The sequence below is a fragment of the Bacteroidales bacterium genome (genome assembly GCA_023228145.1).
In the GTDB taxonomy this organism is placed as follows: Bacteria; Bacteroidota; Bacteroidia; order Bacteroidales; family CAIWKO01; genus CAIWKO01.
This window is the reverse complement of record JALOBU010000023.1, coordinates 24,712-46,206: the sequence shown is the minus strand read 5'-3', so window position 1 is coordinate 46,206 and position 21,495 is coordinate 24,712. Positions and strand designations below refer to the sequence as shown.

General features: G+C 43.6%; 15 protein-coding genes. 10 read left to right on the top strand and 5 right to left on the bottom strand.

Going from position 1 to position 21,495, the window contains the following annotated elements:
* The 3 genes from M0R16_10790 to M0R16_10780 all read right to left on the bottom strand — a co-directional run.
* A partial coding sequence (locus M0R16_10790) for an HYR domain-containing protein (GenBank protein MCK9613360.1) occupies positions 1 to 9,176 on the bottom strand: 9,176 nt, incomplete at its 3' end.
* A gap of 639 nt (positions 9,177 to 9,815) precedes the next feature.
* The gene (locus M0R16_10785) at positions 9,816 to 10,742 is read right to left on the bottom strand and encodes a 4Fe-4S cluster-binding domain-containing protein (GenBank protein ID MCK9613359.1); all 927 of its coding nucleotides are present in this window, start codon (positions 10,740 to 10,742) and stop codon (positions 9,816 to 9,818) included.
* Between the two features lie 8 nt (positions 10,743 to 10,750).
* Entirely contained in the window at positions 10,751 to 11,632 is an 882-nt protein-coding gene (locus tag M0R16_10780) for a hypothetical protein (GenBank protein ID MCK9613358.1), read from the bottom strand.
* 95 nt (positions 11,633 to 11,727) lie between these two features.
* On the opposite strand from M0R16_10780, the gene M0R16_10775 reads away from it, so the two are divergent.
* Positions 11,728 to 12,444, top strand: coding sequence for a hypothetical protein (locus M0R16_10775; protein ID MCK9613357.1), 717 nt, complete (start codon positions 11,728 to 11,730; stop codon positions 12,442 to 12,444).
* 20 nt (positions 12,445 to 12,464) lie between these two features.
* On the top strand, positions 12,465 to 13,607 hold the full coding sequence (locus M0R16_10770) for a 1-acyl-sn-glycerol-3-phosphate acyltransferase (GenBank protein MCK9613356.1): 1,143 nt from the start codon (positions 12,465 to 12,467) through the stop codon (positions 13,605 to 13,607).
* A gap of 2 nt (positions 13,608 to 13,609) precedes the next feature.
* On the opposite strand, the gene M0R16_10765 is transcribed toward M0R16_10770, so the two are convergent.
* Positions 13,610 to 14,062, bottom strand: a complete 453-nt coding sequence (locus M0R16_10765; protein MCK9613355.1) for a hypothetical protein — start codon at positions 14,060 to 14,062, stop codon at positions 13,610 to 13,612.
* A 223-nt stretch (positions 14,063 to 14,285) separates the two neighbouring features.
* Here M0R16_10765 and M0R16_10760 point away from each other — a divergent pair, with 223 nt between their 5' ends.
* The 7 genes from M0R16_10760 (at position 14,286) to M0R16_10730 (ending at position 20,731) form a co-directional block, all read left to right on the top strand.
* On the top strand, positions 14,286 to 14,840 hold the full coding sequence (locus M0R16_10760; protein ID MCK9613354.1) for a DUF5063 domain-containing protein: 555 nt from the start codon (positions 14,286 to 14,288) through the stop codon (positions 14,838 to 14,840).
* A gap of 5 nt (positions 14,841 to 14,845) precedes the next feature.
* The gene (locus tag M0R16_10755; protein ID MCK9613353.1) at positions 14,846 to 15,958 is read left to right on the top strand and encodes a DNA replication/repair protein RecF; all 1,113 of its coding nucleotides are present in this window, start codon (positions 14,846 to 14,848) and stop codon (positions 15,956 to 15,958) included.
* On the top strand, positions 15,958 to 16,245 hold the full coding sequence (locus M0R16_10750; protein MCK9613352.1) for a DUF721 domain-containing protein: 288 nt from the start codon (positions 15,958 to 15,960) through the stop codon (positions 16,243 to 16,245). Before M0R16_10755 ends, M0R16_10750 begins: the two co-directional genes overlap by 1 nt.
* Positions 16,246 to 16,252: 7 nt before the next feature.
* Positions 16,253 to 16,978 (top strand): DUF2807 domain-containing protein, encoded by a 726-nt coding sequence (locus tag M0R16_10745; GenBank protein MCK9613351.1) that lies wholly within the window; start codon positions 16,253 to 16,255, stop codon positions 16,976 to 16,978.
* Positions 16,979 to 16,981: 3 nt separating this feature from the next.
* A complete protein-coding gene (locus M0R16_10740; GenBank protein MCK9613350.1) occupies positions 16,982 to 17,524 on the top strand; it encodes a hypothetical protein in 543 nt (180 codons plus the stop codon).
* Positions 17,525 to 17,564: 40 nt separating this feature from the next.
* Entirely contained in the window at positions 17,565 to 19,652 is a 2,088-nt protein-coding gene (locus M0R16_10735; protein MCK9613349.1) for a hypothetical protein, read from the top strand.
* Between the two features lie 119 nt (positions 19,653 to 19,771).
* On the top strand, positions 19,772 to 20,731 hold the full coding sequence (locus M0R16_10730) for an aminodeoxychorismate synthase component I (GenBank protein ID MCK9613348.1): 960 nt from the start codon (positions 19,772 to 19,774) through the stop codon (positions 20,729 to 20,731).
* Positions 20,732 to 20,748: 17 nt separating this feature from the next.
* Here M0R16_10730 and M0R16_10725 read toward each other — a convergent pair whose 3' ends face one another.
* Positions 20,749 to 20,946 (bottom strand): hypothetical protein, encoded by a 198-nt coding sequence (locus M0R16_10725; GenBank protein ID MCK9613347.1) that lies wholly within the window; start codon positions 20,944 to 20,946, stop codon positions 20,749 to 20,751.
* A gap of 171 nt (positions 20,947 to 21,117) precedes the next feature.
* Here M0R16_10725 and M0R16_10720 point away from each other — a divergent pair, with 171 nt between their 5' ends.
* A complete protein-coding gene (locus M0R16_10720; protein ID MCK9613346.1) occupies positions 21,118 to 21,495 on the top strand; it encodes a RidA family protein in 378 nt (125 codons plus the stop codon).

Sequence of the window (21,495 nt, the reverse complement as noted above, 5' to 3'; positions counted from 1 at the left end):
CGGTTGAACACGGTGAGCTCGTTGTCGGGGTATTCTTCAATGCCAGCCACCATAAATCTGTCGTTTATTCCGTCTCCGTCGGGTGAGAAGGCCTGCGGGAATCTGACATCGTAAGGTGTGATGGTAAGGGGCGTACAATCGTCTTCTCCTTCGTCTCCGGCGCTGCCGTTTCCGTCAGAGTCGCTGATGTATCCGTTGTCGGAGATATCTTCCACGTACACGCCGAGTGAGCCGAAAGCCGTTCCCAGTGCACTGTTGCAAAATTCCTGCGTAGCACCGTAAATTTCGAGGTTGACGGTGAAAACGATGGTAGCATTTTGCCCCACTTCGAGGTAACTTTGTGAAGCGTCGAGCAGGTTGATGTCGGCGTTGCCGTCAAAGAGGTTGTTAGGTGTGATGGTATTGTTGGTGTTTGGCGGGTCGATGATGGAGTATTTTAACGGCCATCCGAACACGGTGTGCAGGTTGTCTGTCACCTGTATATTTGTGAGCAGGTCGTTTCCGAGGTTTTCCACCGTAATCATATAGGTAATGTTGAAGGTATGGTCTGGCATCTCTTCAACATTTGAGAGCATTTTTGCAATTCCGAGCACGGGATTGATGATTTGTTCAACGGTGACGTAAACAGTGGCAACAGAGCAGAGTCCTGTAGAGTCGCAGACCTGGTAGTCGAACTGGTCGTTACCATAGAAGAGGTAGTCGGGTGTGTAGGTTACGGTTCCGTTCACATAATCTATGGTTACTGTTCCGTTGTCGGGTCCGTTGAAAATGTTGATGGAAGCGGGGTTTAGGTTGTTTCCGCAATCGAGGTCGTTTTCGAGTATGGGGATGATAACGGGCGTGTTTTCAGCAGTAATAACGGTATCGTTTATAGCCAGCGGCATGCTTTCCACATACACGGATTGTATGCAGGTGCTGGTGTTTCCGTGAATGTCCGACACTACCCATGTTACGTTTGTGAATCCGAGCGGGTAAATATCTATGTCGTCATTGTTCACGCCAGATATGACACAGTTATCTGCGAAAGTGGGGAACCCGAGGTTAATGATGGTCGCATTGCATTCTCCCGGCAGTGTGTTCACGGCGAGGTTTTCCGGGCAGTTTATCACAGGTACGATGGTGTCAAGCACGGTAACCACGGCGGAGCATGATGCCACATTTCCATAAATGTCTGTTGCTGTCAGGGTAACGATATTTTCTCCTACATTGGAGCAAAGGAATTCGTTGGGGAATACTGTCAGCGAGGCGATGCCGCAGGCATCATTGGAGCCATAGTCCACATCTTCCGGTAGGATAGCCGCTTCTCCGTTATTGTCCAGATAAATGCTGATGTTCTGGCAAAGAGCCTGTGGCGGGATGTTGTCCACCACGGTAACAATGGCGACACAGGAGCTGAAGTTTCCGCTGGGGTCTGTTACAGTGAGTACCACGGTATTTGGCCCCACACTGCCGCAGTCGAAGTAGTTGGGCGTTACTGCCAGTGTGGTTCCGCAGGCATCGCTGGAGCCGTTGTCCACGTCTTCAGGAATAATGGCGAGGTTTCCGTTCACGTTGAGGTAAACGGTGATGTCGTGGCAGAGCGCCACAGGAGCTATGGAGTCTTTCACGGTGACGGTGGCGGTGCATGTGGTGGTGTTCATGTTGTTGTCGGTAACGGTTAATGTTACGATATTGTCGCCGACATGGCTGCAGGTAAACACATTGGGGCTCACATTCAGGAAAGCAATGCCGCAGGCGTCGCTGGAGCCGTTGTCCACATCTGCGCCGGTGATGCTTACGTTGCCTGCATCGTCAAGATATACGGTGATATCCTGGCATACGGCGACGGGCGGTACCACATCCTGCACGGTAACGGTGGCGGCACAGCTTGCAGAGTTTCCGTTCACGTCTGTAACGGTGAGTACCACGGGGTTGTATCCGACATTGCCGCAGGTAAAGGTGTTTGGCAACACAGTCATGATGTCAATGCCACAGGCATCATTGGAGCCGTTGTCAATATCGGCAGCTGCTATGGAAGCGTTGCCAAATTCATCTAATTGTATGGTGATATCGTGGCAAAGGGCTACAGGCGGCACCAGGTCTTCCACAAAAACATTGGCAACACATGATGAGATATTTCCGTTGATATCGGTTACGGTGAGCACCACGCTGTTGTCGCCGACATCGGTACATGAGAAATCATACACATCGAGCACCATGTTTGCGATGCCGCAGGCATCCCAGGAGCCGTTGTCCACATCAGCGGTGGCGATGGCAGCATTTCCTGTTTCATCAAGCTGAATGGTAATGTTCTGGCAGAGTGCCACAGGCGGCACTGTATCAAGCACGGTAACGGTGGCGTTGCAGGAAGAAACATTTCCGTTGACATCGGTTACGGTAAGCACCACGCTGTTGTCGCCGACATCTGTACATGAGAAATCATACACATCAAGCGACATGTTTGCGATGCCGCAGGCATCGCTTGAGCCATTGTCAATATCATCGCTGGTGATGGAAGCATTGCCAAATTCATCAAGTTGTAAGTTGATGTTCTGGCAAAGCGCTACAGGAGGTACTGTATCCATTACATTTACTGTAGCTGTACATGAAGACATATTTCCGTTAACATCAGTTACTTCAAGAGTAACAATATTGTCCCCCACTTCGGCACATGTAAATGTATTAGGTATTACACTCATATTGTCAATACCACAGGCGTCAGATGAGCCTCCGTCCACATCGTCTGGTATGATAGAAGCATTGCCTGAAGCGTCAAGGTAAAGGTCAATATCCTGACACAGAGCAACGGGCGGTACATTATCTTCCACAGTAACGGTAGCCGTGCAGGAAGAAACATTTCCGTTGATGTCTGTTACGGTCAAAATCACGCTGTTGTCACCGACATTGACACAAGAGAAATCATACATGTTAAGTGTCATGGTGTCAATGCCGCAGGCGTCGGTAGAGCCTCCGTCCACATCGGCAGGAATAATGGAAGCATTACCTGTTGAGTCAAGTTGTACGGTAATGTCCTGGCAGAGTGCCACAGGGCGGATGGTATCTTTTACTATTACGTATGACGTGCAGGAAGTGATGTTTCCGTTAACATCTTCAGCAAAGAGTGTAACGGTATTGAGCCCGATATTTTCGCATGTGAAGCCGTAAGTGTTCAGAGTGAGGGTGTCTATGCCGCAGGCGTCTGAAGAGCCGTTGTCAATATCCGAAGCCAGAATGGCGGCGTTGCCTGTGGCGTCGAGATACACCATAAGGTCGTGGCACAATGCGATGGGCGGGGTATTGTCTTGCACAGTTACTGTGGTGATGCATGTTCCGATATTTCCGTTGACATCCTGCACGCTGAGGGTAACGGTGTTGTCTCCCACTTCCGTGCAGGTGAATGTGTTGGGTGCTATGCTCATCAGTGTGGTTTCGCAGGCGTCGTAGGCGCCGTTTAACACTTGTTCGGGCAGCAGGGTGGCGTTTCCTGTGGCGTCAAGGGCAATGGTGGCGGGGTTGCAGAACACCACGGGAACAATGCTGTCAATGACCGTTACGGTGGCGGTTACCATATCGAGGTTGCCGTGGGTGTCATACACGGTGAGGGTGACGGTGTTACTTCCCACATTCGTGCATGTGAAGAGCGAAGGGGTTACGGTCATATTGATAATGGCGCAGTTGTCTGTGGAGCCGTTGTTGACAAAGGCGGGTGTGATGCCGACGATGCCATTGGCGTCAAGATAGATGGTGGTATCCATGGTCATGGCCACGGGGGGCTGGTCGTCGAGCACTTCGATATAATCTATGCAGGTGTTGGTGTTTCCATGTATGTCAAAGACGGTCCATGTTACTGTTGTGAGTCCCACGGGATAAGTTCCGCTGGCGTCGTCGGTTCCGGTGAAGTCGTTGATGTAATAATCCCATGCGCAATTATCTCCGGGCAGGGGGGGGGGCACGGCGATGTATGCCGAGCAGGAATCGGCGTCAGCGGGGCGAACGGCACCGCCGGGGGAGAAGGGGCAAATGATGGTTGGGACTTCATCGTCGGTAACGATGATGGTTTGGGTGCAGGTGGAACTATTTCCCGAAAAGTCTGTCACTGTCCAGGTCAGTGTGGTGGTATCCACAGGATAATAAGCACTGGCATCAGAGGTTCCGGTATAATCGTTGGTAATGGAAGCGATACCGCAGTTGTCGGTGGCAATGGCATCGCTGGGAACGATGACCTGCGCGGGTGCAGAGAAGTTTTCAATGAATACTTCAGAGCTGCTCACCGGCTGTCCGTCCCAGTTGTTTGAACTCAGGTAAAATCCGAAAGTATTGCCGGTTGCCACAGGAATGCTTGCGTTTCCGTTTTGAATAAGTACTCCGTTATTGTCTGACAATTGTGTGTATATCCCGTCAATATAGTATCCGAAGGGGTCATACTCAGGAGCTAAGTCGTAAGACTGATAGTTCCATGTAAAATTGATGTATCCGTCGCAGGGTATGGTGATTTCATAGAACAGAACAGAAGAGGAATTAGAATAATTATCTCCGCCGTTCATATAAATGCTTGCGGGAGCTCCTGCAGTGTCCACATATCCGATGCTTCCGAATTCTTGTTGCATGAGCCAGTTAGCGGGGTCATAATACCCCTGGAAATCCGGTGTCATTTCGCAGCTCACTCCATTGAAGGGCGGCACGCTAACCATGGCGCCGCACACGCCCGGGTCGTTGGTTTGCGAGATGTCGGAGCCGCAGGTAATCACTGGTGCTTCATCATCAGTAACTTCGATGGTCTGTATGCAGGTGCTGGAGTTGCCATGAATGTCAACCACAGTCCAGGTAACAGCTGTAAAACCGAGGGGATATACCGCGCTGGCATCACCGGTACTGGTGTAATCATTATACAGGGTGTCCACAGCACAGTTATCACCAACAGTAGGTGGTACAACGGTTACGAGAGCTGTACACACGCCCGGGTCGCTGGGTTGCGACTGGTTAGGAGCGCATGCGATGGTTGGAGGCTCGTTGTCGGTAACTATGATGTTCTGGGTGTATGAGAATGAGTTCCCGTGAACATCAACCACAGTCCATGTGATAGTTGTGGTATCCACAGGGTAAATGCCGCTGGCATCATCCGTGCCGGTGTAATCGTTATAAATGGTGTCAACTCCGCAATTATCGGTTCCACTGGGTTCTGGCACAGTAACTAATGCCTGGCAAACACCGGAATCAGCAGTTTGAATGATATTGACCGGATAGCTGACGGAGAGGGTAGTGCCATAAGTAGGTTGATAATATTTTAATCTCAGGCAGTATCCGCCGCCATCAAGACACATGCTTGGCCTGTTGCTGCCGCACTGGCCGCCACCGCTAAAGTCAACCACCTGTTCATCAGGGCTTACCGTTGAAGAACCCCATTGCGCCCAGCCCACCGGAATCCAGATATCATTGACTGCAAAAGAAGTACCTCTCAAATCTACATTTCCTGTACCTGGAACTCCCCACCAGTTGCAGGCACCCGCCTCGCCATAAGGGACTTGTGTTAGTCCCGAGCCATCAATATACCCGGTGGAAGTTGAAAACAGGAAGTCCGCAGTGTTTACCGTCATGGTCAGCGGGTCAAAACGTATTTTATCCCAGTAAGTATTTACATCGGTGCCGGTAATATGGCCACCGGCTAAGTACTGGGAATGATTATATGCGACACCGGTATATTGCAGGGTGATATATTCTGTTGGCGTTCCGGTCATGTCGTGGCAATAAGCCCTGAAGGGCTTGGCAGGGTCGCCGCCAAAATAAAGAGTGTATTCCCCATCTGGTGTTCCCGGAAACATATTGACAATATCCTGAGCTGTTTGTGGATAAAAAGGAAAGCTCAGTGCGGGGGCTTCATCGTCGGTAACGATAATCGTCTGTACGCAGGTATTGGTGTTGCTGTTCACATCCGTTACAGTCCATGTTACAAAGGTGGTATCCACCGGATAGTTCCAGCTGGCATCTGAAGTTCCGTTGAAATCATTGATGAGGCTTAAAATGCTGCAGTTATCGCTGTATGCCGGACCTGTAACTATAACATTGGCGCTGCAAACTCCGGGATCGGCAGTCTGCGTCTGATCTGTTGCGCAAATGATGGCAGGCGTTGCGGTGTCGCTTACCGTGATGGTCTGAATGCAATCATCAGTCAATCCTGCATCATCGTAAGCCATCCATGTGATGGTGGTGGCCCCAACAGGGTAGGGGTCTGTTAATGGCAAAGCATCACTTCTCATTCCGATGATAGTATCAATATTACAATTATCTGTTGCCGTGGCATCAATAATAGTGATAGACGCTGAACACAATCCGGCATCGTTATCCGCGCTGATGTTTGATGGGCAGGTGATTACAGGATCTTCATCATCAGTGACAGTCACATTAAAGCTGCATGCCGCCGAGTTTCCGGCAGCATCAGTAACAAAATAAGTATGAGGTGTAGTGCCAATAGGATACGTGGAGCCACTGGCTAATCCACTAGTCATGCTTAGGACAGCCCCAGGGCAGTTATCCGAATAATCTACGGTATAATTAACCACTGCACCGCAAACTCCCGGGTCATTGCTTACACTGATATCTGCCGGACAGCTTATCAGAGGAAGCGTGCCGTCGGTAATGATAATGGTTTGCAGGCATGAATCCACATTTCCTGCTTCATCATAAGCATACCACTTGATAGTTGTCGTATCGACAGGATAAGGTTCTGATAAAAGCAAGGCATCGCTTCTGATACCGTAAATGGTATCAAGTGCGCAATTATCTGTGGCTGTAGCATCCGTGATTGTAACATTCTTACCGCATAAGGTTTCACCAACAGTTGCTGTGGCTTCATTGATGTCAGCAGGGCAGGAAATGACCGGCGGCTCATTGTCTGTGATGGTTATTTCCTGAGTGCATGAATTGGTATTTCCTGCCGAATCGGTGGCAGTCCAGATGACGGTTGTAGTTCCCACAGTGTAAGTTCCGGTGGCATCAGCCGTACTATTAAAATCATTGGTAATAGAAGTTCCCGGACAATTGTCAGAGAAAGTGGGAGCAGGAACAGTAACATAGGCATTGCAAGTCCCTGGTAAGAAGTAATATAATGTGATTGTAGCGTTCTGGAAATTGACATCATTCCAAAATGAATATAACCTCATGTTATTGGTACCACCATAAACATATCCCGGAATATTTCCTGAGAAATTAGTCGTATAAGTGTAGTTTCCTGCCGGAGCAGAGGGGTAAGTAGAGCCCACATTGGTCCCGCTGATAATCCATTCATTTTCTGCAGTGGCAGTACTGTAAGGATAATACACAGTAGTATTCAGTGTCACACCTGTAAGCGTAGATCCTGAAGGAATGGGGTCCGTGAAGTCAAACTGGTAGTAAGTGCCATTGTACACATAATAATTCAAAGACGGGGTGCTAATAATTACCGATCCGCTGGATGGTGGTGTACTTTGTTGTGTGATTTCGGCCGCACAGGTGATTACAGGAATTTCATTATCGGTAACAGTTACGGTAAATGTGCAGGTATCGCTTCCGCAGGAGTTGGTTGCAATGGCTGTAACTGTTGTAGTGCCAACAGGGAAGAAGGTTCCCGCATCCTGTGAATAGGTTATCACCGGGGCGGGCTCGCCTGTGGCTGTTGCAGGGGAATAATTCACCACCGCACCGCAAAAACCGGCATCGTTGGAAACGGATACATCAGCGGGGCAGGTAATGACAGGTATCGTATTTATCGTGATATCGCTGCCATTATCCGTTCCTGTAACCACTGGGTCGGAAGAAACCACTCGTATGCGGTATGCTGTGCCCTCCGTTGTGCCTAATGGAATGGTACAGGAAATAGTACCATCAGTAGTGGAAGCCAGGGTGCCTATGGCAACAGGTGTAGCAAAGCTGCCGGTTGCATCACTGAGTTCTGCCGTAAAAATGTTGCCCGCATTGAAAGTGCCCGAAACTGTATAATCCACATTTAAACTCTCGCCTTCACACAAAGTGTTTGACGCCAGGGGAGAGGTGGCAATGGTTTCACCGGCCTTGGGGGTTTCTAAAAGATTTGTAAAATAAGGATTACCTCCGTTTGTACCATCGTAATCCAATTTTTTGGTGTAGGTATCTGTGGCGGGGTCGTAAGCAAATAAAACACCCATATCGTTTGCACCTCCATAAAATGTCATGCCATATAACAGCCCGTTGCCTGCCTGCATTAAAGAGCCAGAAGGGTTAGCTCCATTGGTAGCCCCGTTAAAATCTAATTTTTCGGTGTAGGTATCTGTGGCGGGGTCGTAAGCAAATAAAACACCCATATCATTGTCGCCTCCATTAGCCGTCATCCCATATAACAGTCCGTTGCCTGCCTGCATTAAAGAGCCAATAGGGTAATTTCCATTAGCGGCTCCGTTAAAATCTAATTTTTTAGTGTATGTATCTGTGGCGGGGTCGTAAGCAAATAAAACACCCATATCGTTTGCACCTCCACTACGTGTCATGCCATATAACAGCCCGTTGCCGGCCTGCATTAAAGAGACATAAGGGCCACTTCCATTAGCACTCCCGTAAAAATCTAATTTTTTGGTGTAGGTATCTGTAGCGGGGTCGAAAGCAAATAAAACACCCATGATGTTTGCACCGCCAGAAGCCGTCATCCCATATAACAGTCCGTTGCCTGCCTGCATTAAAGAGCCATAAGGGTATCTTCCATTGGTGGTGTTAAAATCAAATTTTTTAGTGTATGTATCTGTAGCGGGGTCGTAAGCAAATAAAACACCCATATCGTTTGCACCTCCACTACGTGTCATCCCGTATAACAAGCCGTTAGCGGCCTGCATTAAAGAGCCATAAGGGTTAGCTCCATTGGTAGCCCCGTTAAAATCTAATTTTTCGGTGTAGGTATCCGTGGAGGGGTCATATGAAAATAAAACACCCATGTTGTTTGCACCTCCAATATTTGTCATCCCATATAACAAGCCGTTGTCGGCCTGCATTAAAGAGCCACAAGGTGTAATTCCATTTGCAGCACCATCAAAATCCAATTTTTTGGTGTAGGTATCTGTGGCGGGGTCGTATGAAAATATCACACCGCCACCATTGCCACCCCGGGAGGTCATGCCCCAGAATTCGGTTTGTGCGTATGAAAATGTTGCTGCAAAGCAGCACAGAAAAACGATGAGGAGATTGTAGATTCTTTTCATATTATTGTTTTTTTTAGTTTATAGATTGATAGGATTTTTCATTTTATTCAGAAAGTAAAATTATATACTGTCCGCCCTTGCTTTTTTAAAGCAAAGCGGGTTGCAAAAAAAATGATATGGAAGTGATAATGTAAATTTTATTCAAAAAAATATTTTTATTAAATATGCAAATATAAGTAAGAAATTAAAAAATAATGAAAAAATTTTTAAAAATAATTTAAAAAAAACAACTCATTCGTTTAAAAAACTGATGTGCAAGCTTTTAAAAAAAATTATTTTTTACCAGAGCAGCTAAAAGGAAAAGATATGAATAGCCCGCATCAAGATGGAATAAACAATCCTCTGTGATCTCCATTTTTAACTTCGTTAACCTCTGTGGTTGAAAAAATCGTGTCTCAATTCATAAACCACAGAGTACACAGTGTGTTTCACAGAGAGCACAGTGTAAAGAAAAAGTTCATTACAAAATATAACTTAATTGTTTTGTCACGTTGGCTCCGTCGAAAAGTAGACAAAACACAAATGTGAATTATCTGCAGTCGGCTTCCCCGCCTGCCGTCGGGCAGCAATAAGTTCTGTCTGACTGCAGAAATTGCAACTCTTTCTTCCCCAACCTTTTAACTTCTAAATTTCAACCCCCTAACCTTCAAACGGATGCTTCTTCCCAAAGTCGGGCCGGTAAAAGTCATTGCTATCAAGTTCCTGTATCCAGCCGTTCGACAATCCCAGCCTTTCCATCTCGTTTACAACCCTGTCATACTCATTCTTTCGGAGTGTACGGTTTAAAGGACTGATTTTTTTTGTGTTCATGGTCGGATAATATTGCGACATCAGCGAAATGTGGAGTTTGGGTGATAATTCTTCCGCGATGAAACGCAACACCCCGAGGCTGTTTTCAACATGTCCCGGAAGCACCATGTGGCGTATGATGATGCCCGATATGGCCAGCCCGTCATCGTCAAGGTGCAGTGCAGATCCTTTCTGGCGAAGCATTTCCTGCAGCGCCTTTTTTGCAATTTCAGGATAGCAGTGTGCCCCGGAATATATTTTCGATAGGTTTCCGTCCACATATTTCATGTCAGGCAGGAAAACATCTATAATACCTTCGAGCTCTTTCAGGGCCTCTGCTTTGTCGTAAGTATTGGTATTATAAACAAAAACGGGTCTGGGATGGTAGTTTTCAAATGCCCTGATGATAGAGAGCATCTGCGGCAGCTGGTGCGAAGGCGAAACAAAACCTATAGCTTTACAGCCTCTCCGTAAGCATTGTTCAATGTCGGAAATAACCTGCTCCAAATCATCGTACTTAGATTTTAACTTGCTATTGTTAGCACTTATCTGATGGTTCTGGCAGTAAACACACTGCAAGTTGCAGTGATTGAAAAAAATATTACATATCCCTTTTCTGCCGCTGATGACAGGTTCTTCGCCGTGATGGTTCACGATGGAGCTAATGTTGTAATTGTAGTCGATGCGGCAATATCCGTCGGCGTCTGAAAAACGCCTTGCCTTACAGTTATGAGGGCACAAACTGCAGGATGTTAATGACCTGAATGATATTTCCATCAGGGCTGCTAATAGGATTTAATGAATTCCGAAGAGAAAAGAAAACGCAGCATTACATTATAATGCAAGCGAAAAGTATTGTAATGCATTAGGTTTATTTTTGCCCAGTAAATGCTCCCCAGCAGGTCAATGGCAATGTTTTCATTAAACCTGAATTTTATGCCCGGGGAGAGAAAAGCCCCCAACCCTATGCCGCCCTGCCTAACAGGGTATTCCTGAAGCTGAGTGTTGGGAATATATGGCTGGTCGCCATAGACATTTACTATACTATATTCCAGTGTTTCAATAGCAATCTTATTTTCCCTGACTTTTGTATTATTTAGATTAAAGCCTACTTCAAGAAACCCATAAATCTTTTCTGCAAAAGGTATTTCCCCGCTGGCGCCTATATCAATGTTGATGCGGTCTTCCTTGCCCCATATGGGGTAGTCTTTGGTATTGGGGTAGGCTTGAGAGGGTGGTGTGGCGCCCAGTTTCAGAGTTAAGAAACCCTCGGATGTGAACCTCGAAAAATTAAATTGTATAAAAGCTCCGAAATTTGTTGTAAAATTTTTTTTGATATACATCCCGACACAAAAAGTGGGTTTGTATCTCATAATGGGCATGCTGTAAATTTCAAATGAATCGTTGAGCACCTGGTAGATTTCGTCTCTATAATATTTATTTGAAAAAATATAGGATATTTCATTTTGGTTGCCTTCTTCACCGCTGTAAAAATTCGCATGGTATTTGTTTGCGAAACCAGCGCCCACATTAATTCCAAAACTCCATGCCCTGTTCTGATGTTTTATATCCTCTTCATTATTTTCCTGAGCAAGGGCAATAGTGATACTTGCCAACAGGAATAACCATATACTTAAATGAAAGAAAAGACGTTTGATCAAAGTCATTGAATTATTTTAGCGTTAATATCACTATGCAAAAATAAACTCTTTTAAGGGATTTCTATATCGAAGTTTTTTATTATTTTGCAAAAAAATATCTCATGAAAAAGATATTCCCCTTATTTATATTGTTAATATTGTGGAATGCTCTCATTGCTCAGGATGCTAAAACTGACCAGGACACACTGAAAAACCCTAAGGTGTTTATCAGCGGTTTCGGCGGCTTAATGAGCGAAACATCTATATTGAAGAAAAACATTTCAGAATCTCTGGGAGTAGGCGGAGCCTTGATGATCAATAATTATTTTTTTATCGGTGCTTACGGTCTGACACTGGTTACATATCATTCAATCAACGACCTTGTTATTCCGGCAGAATATGTTTTAGATGGCAAGCCTGAATATTATAAGGGAAAACCCCTCAGAACCAACTTCAGTCATGCAGGTGTCTGGATCGGGGGCGTTTTTTTTCCAAAAAAAACAGTGCATCTGGGGATAAGTTCACGATTTGGATGGGGAAATATACATTTGTCGGATTCTGTGAACAATTCTTATGTTGATAATGTTGATTATCGCTTGGATTATACAAATGACAAAGTGTTTGTTATTACCCCTCAAGTCGAACTTGATATCAAAGCAACATCATGGCTCAAAATAAACATAGGCTTGGGATACCGCTTTGTTACTGGAATCAGCTTCGACCGGTATAAGGAGTTTCGTTTTAACACCCCGCAGCTTACAATAGGTGTTTATTTCGGAGGTTTCGGCCCTGAAAAAAACAACAGTTTGCCTGAAGAGGAAGATGAAGAAAAAAACTAATCTAAAAAAAACATAACGGCATGCAAAATCATTTCGACGAAATAAGGCCCTATCACGATGAGGAAGTAAATGCTGCCATACAAAATCTTGTGAATGACCCTGAATTTATTGTTTTTGCCCGCTATCTCTTATCCGGGTTCAACAGGATGGTTTTTACCAAAGAGATGGAAAAAATAAACGACATTGCCGGGTTTCAGAAAAACTTTGTTGTCAGGGCGCTCGATGTTGTTATCAGCCGAAGCATGAAAACCCTCGGGTGCTCGGGCATAGAAAAGCTTAACAAGCACACACCCTATCTTTTTATTTCCAACCACCGTGACATCGTGTTGGATTCATCATTCATCAACCTTTTGCTTTTTCGTCACGGCCATGCTACCTCACAGATTGCCATAGGTGGAAACCTCTTGATTTCTCCCATGATTACTAACCTGGTAAGAATCAACAAAAGTTTTATTGTTAAGCGTAACCTTCCGGCACGTCAGATGCTTGAATATTCCATGCTGCTTTCATCGTATATTTCATATGTCATCCATGAAAGAAAAGAATCGGTATGGATTGCCCAGCGGCAGGGCAGGGCCAAAGACGGCAACGACAAAACACAATATGGCCTGCTGAAAATGCTGGTGATGCACGATGAGAAAAATTTCAGGGAAGTGTTTTTTAATCTGCCCATAGTCCCGGTGGCCCTTTCATACGAATACGACCCATGTGATGTGCTAAAAGCCATAGAATTATACCACAAGGATAATAAAATGGATTTTGTAAAAACCCCCGCTGAGGATTATAAAAGCATGATAAAAGGAATACTGGAATACAAAGGCAATGTGCATGTTGCTTTCGGAAATTTGTTAAACTCACGTGCTTTTGATGACAAAACGGCCGGCATTAACGATTGGCTCAAAAATGCAGCTTCATGCATAGATAGAAATATTCACTGCGGATATAAGCTGTGGAAACCCAATTTTATAGCATACGATGTTCTCAACGGTAAAACCGGTAACAAGGAACTTTATTCCGACAGTGAGCGGGAAGCATTTATTAAATACATATCCGGAAAAGTAAAAAAAGAAGCTGCCGAATATCCCGAAAAAGAGATGATAAATATTATCCTAGCTATGTATGCAAACCCTGTGAAAAATCAGCTTGCATTAAAAGGCAACTGATATCAGAAAATGTCAATAATTTTTTGTTTACTGCCTCTGAACTCAAAAGTGTCGCCAGCTTTCAGTCCCTTCATGGCCTGAAAAAGCGGTACGGAAGGTGATATGGAATAATATTCTTCTTTATTAACAATAATTTTTCCAATTCCAACAGCGATAAACAGCTTTTGATTATCTGTGATAATCACGGAGCCAAATACTGCTTTTTCATGAATAATAGTGGTGTCAATTCGTTCAACAATTCTTATATCCTCCTGAATCTTCTGAAGCTGTTTGCTGAAAATGTTTCGTTTGTTCAGCATATCAGCTTTATATGTGTCGAACCAATCTTCAGGCGTACCATATTCCGTGGCGTTTTGGTATGCTTCTTCCATCTCTGCTGTGGCACGTTGTGCTGTTGTATGCTGAATTTCAAGGCAGGCCGCAACTATTTTCTTCTTCAGTTCTTTTTTATCCATAGCTCTGTGGTTGGTTTAGAAAATAAAAAAAGAAAAAATATTTTTCCTGACACTGAAACAACAAAATATTAATGCAGGGTTCTGCGTTATTTCAGTGCTAAATTGTTTGAGATTTTTTAAACTACTTTTTTTAAGAGATTAAAAGACAAATGTAAGTGTTTTTTTTGAAAAAGCAAATTTACAGTCATAATTTATTTTTTTGTATTATTGTAAAAATTATTCTATGAAGAAAGAATCTGAGGATATGGTAAAATCTAAAAATGTCCTTGAATTTATTACTGTGGCTAACGAATTGTGTTTGTTTCTTGAAGAAATTGAAAAATACGATGTGGCTTTTATTTTTGCCTACCTTCAGCGTGTGCTTCCGCTGGTGTATATTAAGGGCTCTATGTTGCCGGATATAGAGCCGGTCAACAAAGAGCTTACCGAAAGATATGTAACACAGGAAGATTGGGAACGTATATTTAACCTGTTGCGAAACAAAATTGGGAAATGCGACCGCTTTGAGGATAGCGAAATACCCGGCAATCCTGATGAAGCAGACAGTCTCAGCATCTCTGAAAACCTTGCCGATATTTACCAGGACCTGAAAGATTTTTTAATATTGTATCAGAAAAACACACATACTGCCCGTGAAAACGCAGTGTATTCGTGCCGCATGCACTTCGGCAGCCAGTGGGGCTTAAAAATACTGAACGCCCACAAGTCTATTCACCAGATGATATTTGGAAACAATAAAAAATCTGGGAATCTATTTATAGGCTTTTCTTCAAACTGAAAATCATGTACCTGAAAAAACTATCTCTTAAAAATTTTAAAAATTATCAAGAAACGGAATTGTTTTTTTCAGAGAAGATTAATTGCTTTGTAGGAAATAATGGCGTAGGGAAAACCAATCTGCTTGATGCTATACATTATTTGTCATTTTGTAAAAGTTATTTTAATGTGATTGACACCCAGAATATCCGCCATGGCCAGGAATTTTTTACCATACAGGGCAGCTGGGTAAAACAGAATACACAACCCGAAACAGTACTTGTAACACAGAAACGCAGCCACCAAAAGGTTGTGAAGTTGAACAAAAAGGAATACAGCCGCCTGGCCGACCATATCGGGTTGTTTCCCGTTGTGATAGTTTCACCGCATGATTCTGATATGATTTACAGCGGCAGTGACGAAAGAAGGCGTTTTCTCGACAGTTTCATCAGCCAGTTCGACAGGATATATCTTGATGACCTGATTAACTATAACAAAGCTCTTTTTCAGCGCAATAAACTGCTTAAATTGTTTTTTGAAAGCCGCTCCTTTGATGCCGACGCCCTTGAAATATGGGATACACAGCTTGTTACACTGGGAACGAAAATTCACAGCAAAAGAGATAATTTTATCAGAGATTTTGAGCCTTATTTCAACAGATATTATAAGCTTATCAGCGGCGATAAAGAAAAAGTAAAGCTTAAATACGAATCACAGCTTAACGATGCGCCTCTTACCGAACTGTTGGCGGCCTCACTGTCAAAGGACCGCAGCGTTCTTTATACCACTGCAGGAATCCATAAAGATGACCTGAACTTTATTATAGGCGGGCACCCTTTGCGGAAATTCGGCTCACAGGGACAGCAAAAATCATATACCATTGCTATCAAACTTGCCCAGTTCGACTATATCAAAAATGCCAAAGGCTACAAACCGGTGTTGCTCTTTGATGATATCTTTGACAAACTTGATGATGAGAGGGTGGAACATATCGTGCAGCTGACCTCCGAAAATAATTTCGGACAGGTTTTTATCACCGACACTCAAAAAGAAAGAATCGTGTACACCATAAAAAAAATCAATTCGCCGGGCAAAGTGTTCATTATCGCCGGCAACAACGCTAACGAAATTGAACTCTGATGAAATACGGAGAAAGGCCATTGAAAGATATTATTAAGGAGCTAATCGAAGAGTATAATTTCAGCGATAAACTGAACCGATATAATGTTGCAGATAAGTGGGAAGAAACAGTTGGCAAGGCCATAGCTGGGCATACCACACGATTATGGGTCAGCAAACGCACCCTGTATGTTGAGTTAAATTCTTCTGTGGTGCGCAGCGAGCTGAATATGATAAAATCCATGATAGTGGAACGTCTGAATAGCTATTTTGACAAACCGGTTATTGACAAACTTGTTTTAAAATAAATGCACTATGAAAAAACATATTTTTGTTTCTTGTATCTTTATTTTCACTCTGCTGTTTAATATGGCTTCCTGTATAAATTCCGACCCCGTAAAGGGAAACGGAATAATAAAAAAAATATCACGGGAAGCGGGAGATTTTAAATCTTTGCAAATCAGCGGGCCATTCAAAGTTTTTTTGATGTCAGGCAACACAACGAAAATTGAAATAGAAACCGACGAAAATCTTTTGGAGCATATTGAGACGAAAATTGTGAAAGGCAAACTTAAGGTGGATGCTAAAAAAATCATGCTCAGTACGAAGGGAATAAACATTTACATTACCTGTGCAGTACTTGAAAAAATTGAGCTGTCGGGAGCCGTTGACCTTGTTGCCAATGAAAAACTTCAATTCAACAAGTTAGAGTTGAATATTTCTGGGGCATCTTCGGTAAAAGCTGAGATGAACTGTGTGGAACTTGATGCATCTTTTACGGGAGGCTCAGCGGCTATACTGAGCGGCGTGGTTTCCAAAGCAGATTTTGCCATTTCCGGGGCATGCCGCTTTGATGCATCAGAAATGATTGTTGATGTTGCCAATACAGAAGTGTCGGGAACTGCCGATGTTCAGCTCCATATCATTACAAAGTTGGACATTAAAGCATCAGGGGCGTCCAACACCAGATACTTCGGAGAGCCCGAAATGAAATGTGAGAAATCAGGCATGGCATCAGTTTTAAAAGGTTTTAAAAATTAAATTATGGAAAAGGAACTCACGGTGAGCACACGGGTTGACCACGAAAAGTATGGCGAAGGAGTGGTCAGCAAAGTGAATATTTCTAATTATGAAATTATTTTTACACGCGGAGGGAAAATAGAATTTTCAAAAAGCAACCGCGAGCTGGAAGTGCTTGAATATAACGAAGAGCAGGGCGGGAGCGAAGTAGCTGCCCTTGACCTCGAAGCCTTTGAGCAGATATTGAAATATTTCCTTGACAAATACGGCACTTTGCAGGAAGTTGTGGATATGGGTGAGAAATGGGAAGGCGGAAAACTGATTATGCAACCCGGAAACACTGACCTCAAACCTAAAGAAATCCCCATAGAAGCCTTTTTTCATAAGATAGTCATGCTTCGTGACCGTCTTCGTGTGCTGGAACAAAATATCAACAGCCACCCAAAACTTTCCGACCATGAAAAAGTGGACATGCAGCAATACATCACTCGTATCTATGGTAGCCTGACAACATTCAATATTTTATTTGCAGAAAAGGAAGATTATTTTGTGGGCACCGGAGGGTGATATTTATGTCAGGATTTTTATTAATACAAAATAATACACTTTGAGCTTTAAGATTATCACCGAATATTCCTTATGGCTCTTACCTTTATGCCTATTGCTGGGCTTAGCTTATGCCTTTATGCTTTATTACCGCGAAAAGCGCTATGAATGGAAAAAGTCGCTGGTCAGGATATTTTTTGTACTGCGCACATTGGCTATTTTTCTGATATCCTTTCTTTTACTCTCACCTTTGGTGATGACACGCAAGCGCACTATCGAAAAACCTTTGATAATCGTTGCACAGGACAATTCACAGTCGCTGTTATTTCATAAAGATTCTGCTGCAATGAGAACGGATTACCCAGAGGAGATGAAAAAACTGATAGAGAAACTTGAAGACGATTATGAGGTGAAAACTTTTTCGTTCGGCGACAAGGTTACAGACAAACCTACATTTGATTTTAATGATAAACAAACGGATTTTGCAGAGCTGTTCGATGAGGTTCAGGCGCGCTATGCCAACCGTAATATTGGCGCTGTGGTGCTTGCATCTGACGGGTTGTATAACAAAGGCAGCAACCCCTTGTATCTTGCCAACGAAATGAAATTCCCTTTTTATACGGTTGCTCTCGGAGATACAAACATCCAGAAAGACATGATTATCTCAAGGGTTAACTATAACCGCATCAGCTACCTTGGTAACCAATTCCCTCTTGAAATTGTTGTTTCCGCCGATAAATTTTTCGGGCAGAAAGCTACACTAATTGTCAGCAAAGGAAACGAAACATTGTTCAGTAAAACCCTTGATATTAACGGTGAGCGCTATATCGAAACCACACAGGTGGTGCTGGAGTCGAAACAGCCGGGGGTTCAGCACTACCGCATCAGCATTTCGGCATTGCCCGGAGAAATAAGCATCATAAACAATGTGCAGGATGTGTATGTGGAAGTGCTTGACGGCAGGGAAAAAATACTTTTGCTGGCCGGCGCTCCCCATCCCGATGTGGCTGCGCTCAAACAGAGCATCGAAAACAGCAATATTTACCAGGTGGAAGCGTATATCGCCGATAATTTTAACAAATCTGTCAGTGCATACAATATGGTCATATTGCACCAGATTCCTTTTAAAGGCAAAAACCATCAGGCATTGCTGCAGGGTATCAGCGAACAGAAAGTACCGGTATTGTTTGTTATTGGTGCTTCAAGTGATGTTTCCATGTTCAATTCATTGAAAACAGGACTGAACATAAAGAAATCTACCGACAAATATGATGAAGCCGCGCCTTCTGTGGCAAACGATTTTGCTTTGTTCACCATTTCCGATGAGCTGAAAAAACTTTCGGCAAATTATCCTGCTTTGCTGGTGCCTTTTGGTGAATACAACATAAGCAATGCTATCAATGTTCTGTTTTACCAGAAAATTGGCAGTGTGCAGACACAAAGGCCCTTGCTGATGTTTAACAATACCGGTGACTCCAAAATAGGCATCATCTCCGGGGAAGGCATCTGGCGCTGGCGGCTGAACAACTTTCTGCAGTCGGCGAACCACAATGCTTTCAACGAGCTTACCAACAAAATGATACAATTTCTTTCGGTGAAAGTGGATAAAGGCAGGTTCCGGATTAACAACAAAAACCGTTTCATGGAAAACGAGCCCGTGGAGTTTGATGCTGAAGTATATAACGAAAGCTACGAGCTTATCAACGAACCCGAAGTGAAAATAGCAATTATCAATTCCGAAAATAAATCTTTTCCATACACATTCAGCCGCACAGCCCATGCCTATCACCTGAACGCAGGCGTGTTTCCACTAGGAGAATACCGTTACAATGCACAGGTGAAAGTAGGAGGAGAACTTTTGCAGAAATCAGGCGCTTTCAGTGTGGTGCCTGTCAATGTGGAAGCTCTTAACCTTATTGCCGACCACCAGATGCTGTATTCCATGTCGGTAAAAAATAACGGAAAAATGCTTTATCCCGGGCAACTTAGCAGAATTCCCGAATTGCTTAAAGTACGCGAGGATGTGAAATCAATATCGTACTCCAGAAAAAGCTTCAGTGACTTAGTGAACATGATATGGGTGCTCACCTTGATTATTCTATTGCTTTCGGCGGAGTGGTTCCTGCGGAGAAGATACGGAGCTTATTAGCAGTGAACAGTTAGAAGTGAACAGTGAACAGTTAACAGTGAATAGTTATTTGTTACAGTATTTTTTGTTTATTAGGTCTGTCTTCTTTTTGTTTATTTTTACTTCTGCAAAATAATGCTATGGCTGATTTTCGAAAAATGAACGAATTAGGCAAAAGAGGAGTGCCTTTTTTGTTTATCATAGATTTTGATATGAAAGGGCTTTATGTATCAGCAATTGATAAGGTTGAAAATAATACAGTACTGTTTGATATTGAAGGGTTCAGGAACTTTTCTGATACTATATCAGTAAAACCGGCTGCTATTGAAGTGGTGGATGTTGTTGCCAGAGAAAGGTACATGCAAGCGTTTGACTTTGTCCAGCAGCATATCAAAGCCGGCAATACCTATCTGCTTAACCTCACTTTTCCTACGGAAGTAACTTGCAATTTGGGCTTAAAGGATATTTTTTTTGCTGCAAGATCGAAATATAAGTTTTGGTATCAGAATTCGTTTGTCTGTTTTTCACCGGAAACTTTTGTAAAAATTCAGGACAACCGCATTTTTTCTTACCCGATGAAAGGCACGATAGATGCTTCAATCCCTAATGCCCGTGAAATAATTATGAGCGATCCCAAAGAGACCGCTGAGCATTACACTATCGTTGATCTGATACGTAACGACCTTAGCATAGTATCGGAAAAAGTTACCGTTGAAAAATTTCGTTATATTGATGAAATTAAAACAAGCAACAAAACGTTGCTTCAGGTAAGTTCTGCTATCAGTGGTAAACTACCATCAAACTACAGGGAGCATATCGGCGATATATTGCAGGCGATGCTTCCTGCGGGTTCAGTTACAGGTGCCCCGAAAAAGAAAACAGTTGAAATTATTAAAGAAGCAGAACAATACGACCGCGGTTTTTATACCGGTGTCTTCGGTTATTTTGACGGCAGCAGCCTGAACAGCGCTGTGATGATTCGTTTTATTGAGAAGCAGGGCGATAAATTATTCTATAAAAGCGGAGGTGGTATTACCTTTGACAGTAAATCCGATGATGAATACAGAGAGTTAAAAGAAAAGATTTATATTCCTGTTTAGAGCAACAGTAATAATTCCTATATGTCAATATTAGCGCCTACACCTGTTGCCAGGGCTTTGTCGTAAACAAGTTTTGCTGTGGCAGCATCCTGTATTGCAAGCGCCCCATCACTTTCAGACAGGCATGAACAAAAGCAAGGCCTTCGGGAGGCGTAATCCCGATGCGTATCGGCAATACCGTAGTACCTTGCTGAGTTCGGCAAAAGCGTTTTCAACAAAATTCATGCAGTCCTTCATGGTAAGGGCAGACATAACATCATTACGTGTGAGTATAAGTGTCATGGTTTTATTGTTTATTTTCTTTACAATAATAATATTTTGCAAAACTGTCGTTAATTAGTCAGTCAATAATATGTATTTTTGTATTAATCAAAATATTTTTTTATATGAGAAAAACCATCAACATTCCAGGGACGTCGGCACCTATAGGCCCATACAGCCCGGCATTGCTTAACAACGGAACCTTATATGTTTCCGGACAGTTACCTATTAATCCTGTTACTGGCGAAATGGTGCAAGGCGATATTTCTGTGCAAACCAGACAGGTGATGGAAAATATTTCCGCACTATTGAAAGAAACCGGCATGGACTTTTCAGATGTGGTGAAAACAACTATTTTTCTTGCCGATATGAATGACTTTGCTCAAGTGAATGAGGCGTACAGCGCATATTTTAAGGATAACTATCCTGCCCGCGAAACCGTTCAGGTGGCACGTTTGCCGAAGGATGCGAGGATAGAGATTTCCGTAATAGCCTCTTTGTAA

Excerpts from the sequence above, each read along its gene's own strand:
- M0R16_10785 (MCK9613359.1), bottom strand. The coding sequence starts at position 10,742 with ATGGAAATATCATTCAGGTCATTAACATCCTGCAGTTTGTGCCCTCAT.
- M0R16_10780 (MCK9613358.1), bottom strand. The coding sequence starts at position 11,632 with ATGACTTTGATCAAACGTCTTTTCTTTCATTTAAGTATATGGTTATTC.
- M0R16_10775 (MCK9613357.1), top strand. The coding sequence starts at position 11,728 with ATGAAAAAGATATTCCCCTTATTTATATTGTTAATATTGTGGAATGCT.
- M0R16_10770 (MCK9613356.1), top strand. The coding sequence starts at position 12,465 with ATGCAAAATCATTTCGACGAAATAAGGCCCTATCACGATGAGGAAGTA.
- M0R16_10765 (MCK9613355.1), bottom strand. The coding sequence starts at position 14,062 with ATGGATAAAAAAGAACTGAAGAAGAAAATAGTTGCGGCCTGCCTTGAA.
- M0R16_10760 (MCK9613354.1), top strand. The coding sequence starts at position 14,286 with ATGAAGAAAGAATCTGAGGATATGGTAAAATCTAAAAATGTCCTTGAA.
- M0R16_10755 (MCK9613353.1), top strand. The coding sequence starts at position 14,846 with ATGTACCTGAAAAAACTATCTCTTAAAAATTTTAAAAATTATCAAGAA.
- M0R16_10750 (MCK9613352.1), top strand. The coding sequence starts at position 15,958 with ATGAAATACGGAGAAAGGCCATTGAAAGATATTATTAAGGAGCTAATC.
- M0R16_10745 (MCK9613351.1), top strand. The coding sequence starts at position 16,253 with ATGAAAAAACATATTTTTGTTTCTTGTATCTTTATTTTCACTCTGCTG.
- M0R16_10740 (MCK9613350.1), top strand. The coding sequence starts at position 16,982 with ATGGAAAAGGAACTCACGGTGAGCACACGGGTTGACCACGAAAAGTAT.
- M0R16_10730 (MCK9613348.1), top strand. The coding sequence starts at position 19,772 with ATGGCTGATTTTCGAAAAATGAACGAATTAGGCAAAAGAGGAGTGCCT.
- M0R16_10720 (MCK9613346.1), top strand. The coding sequence starts at position 21,118 with ATGAGAAAAACCATCAACATTCCAGGGACGTCGGCACCTATAGGCCCA.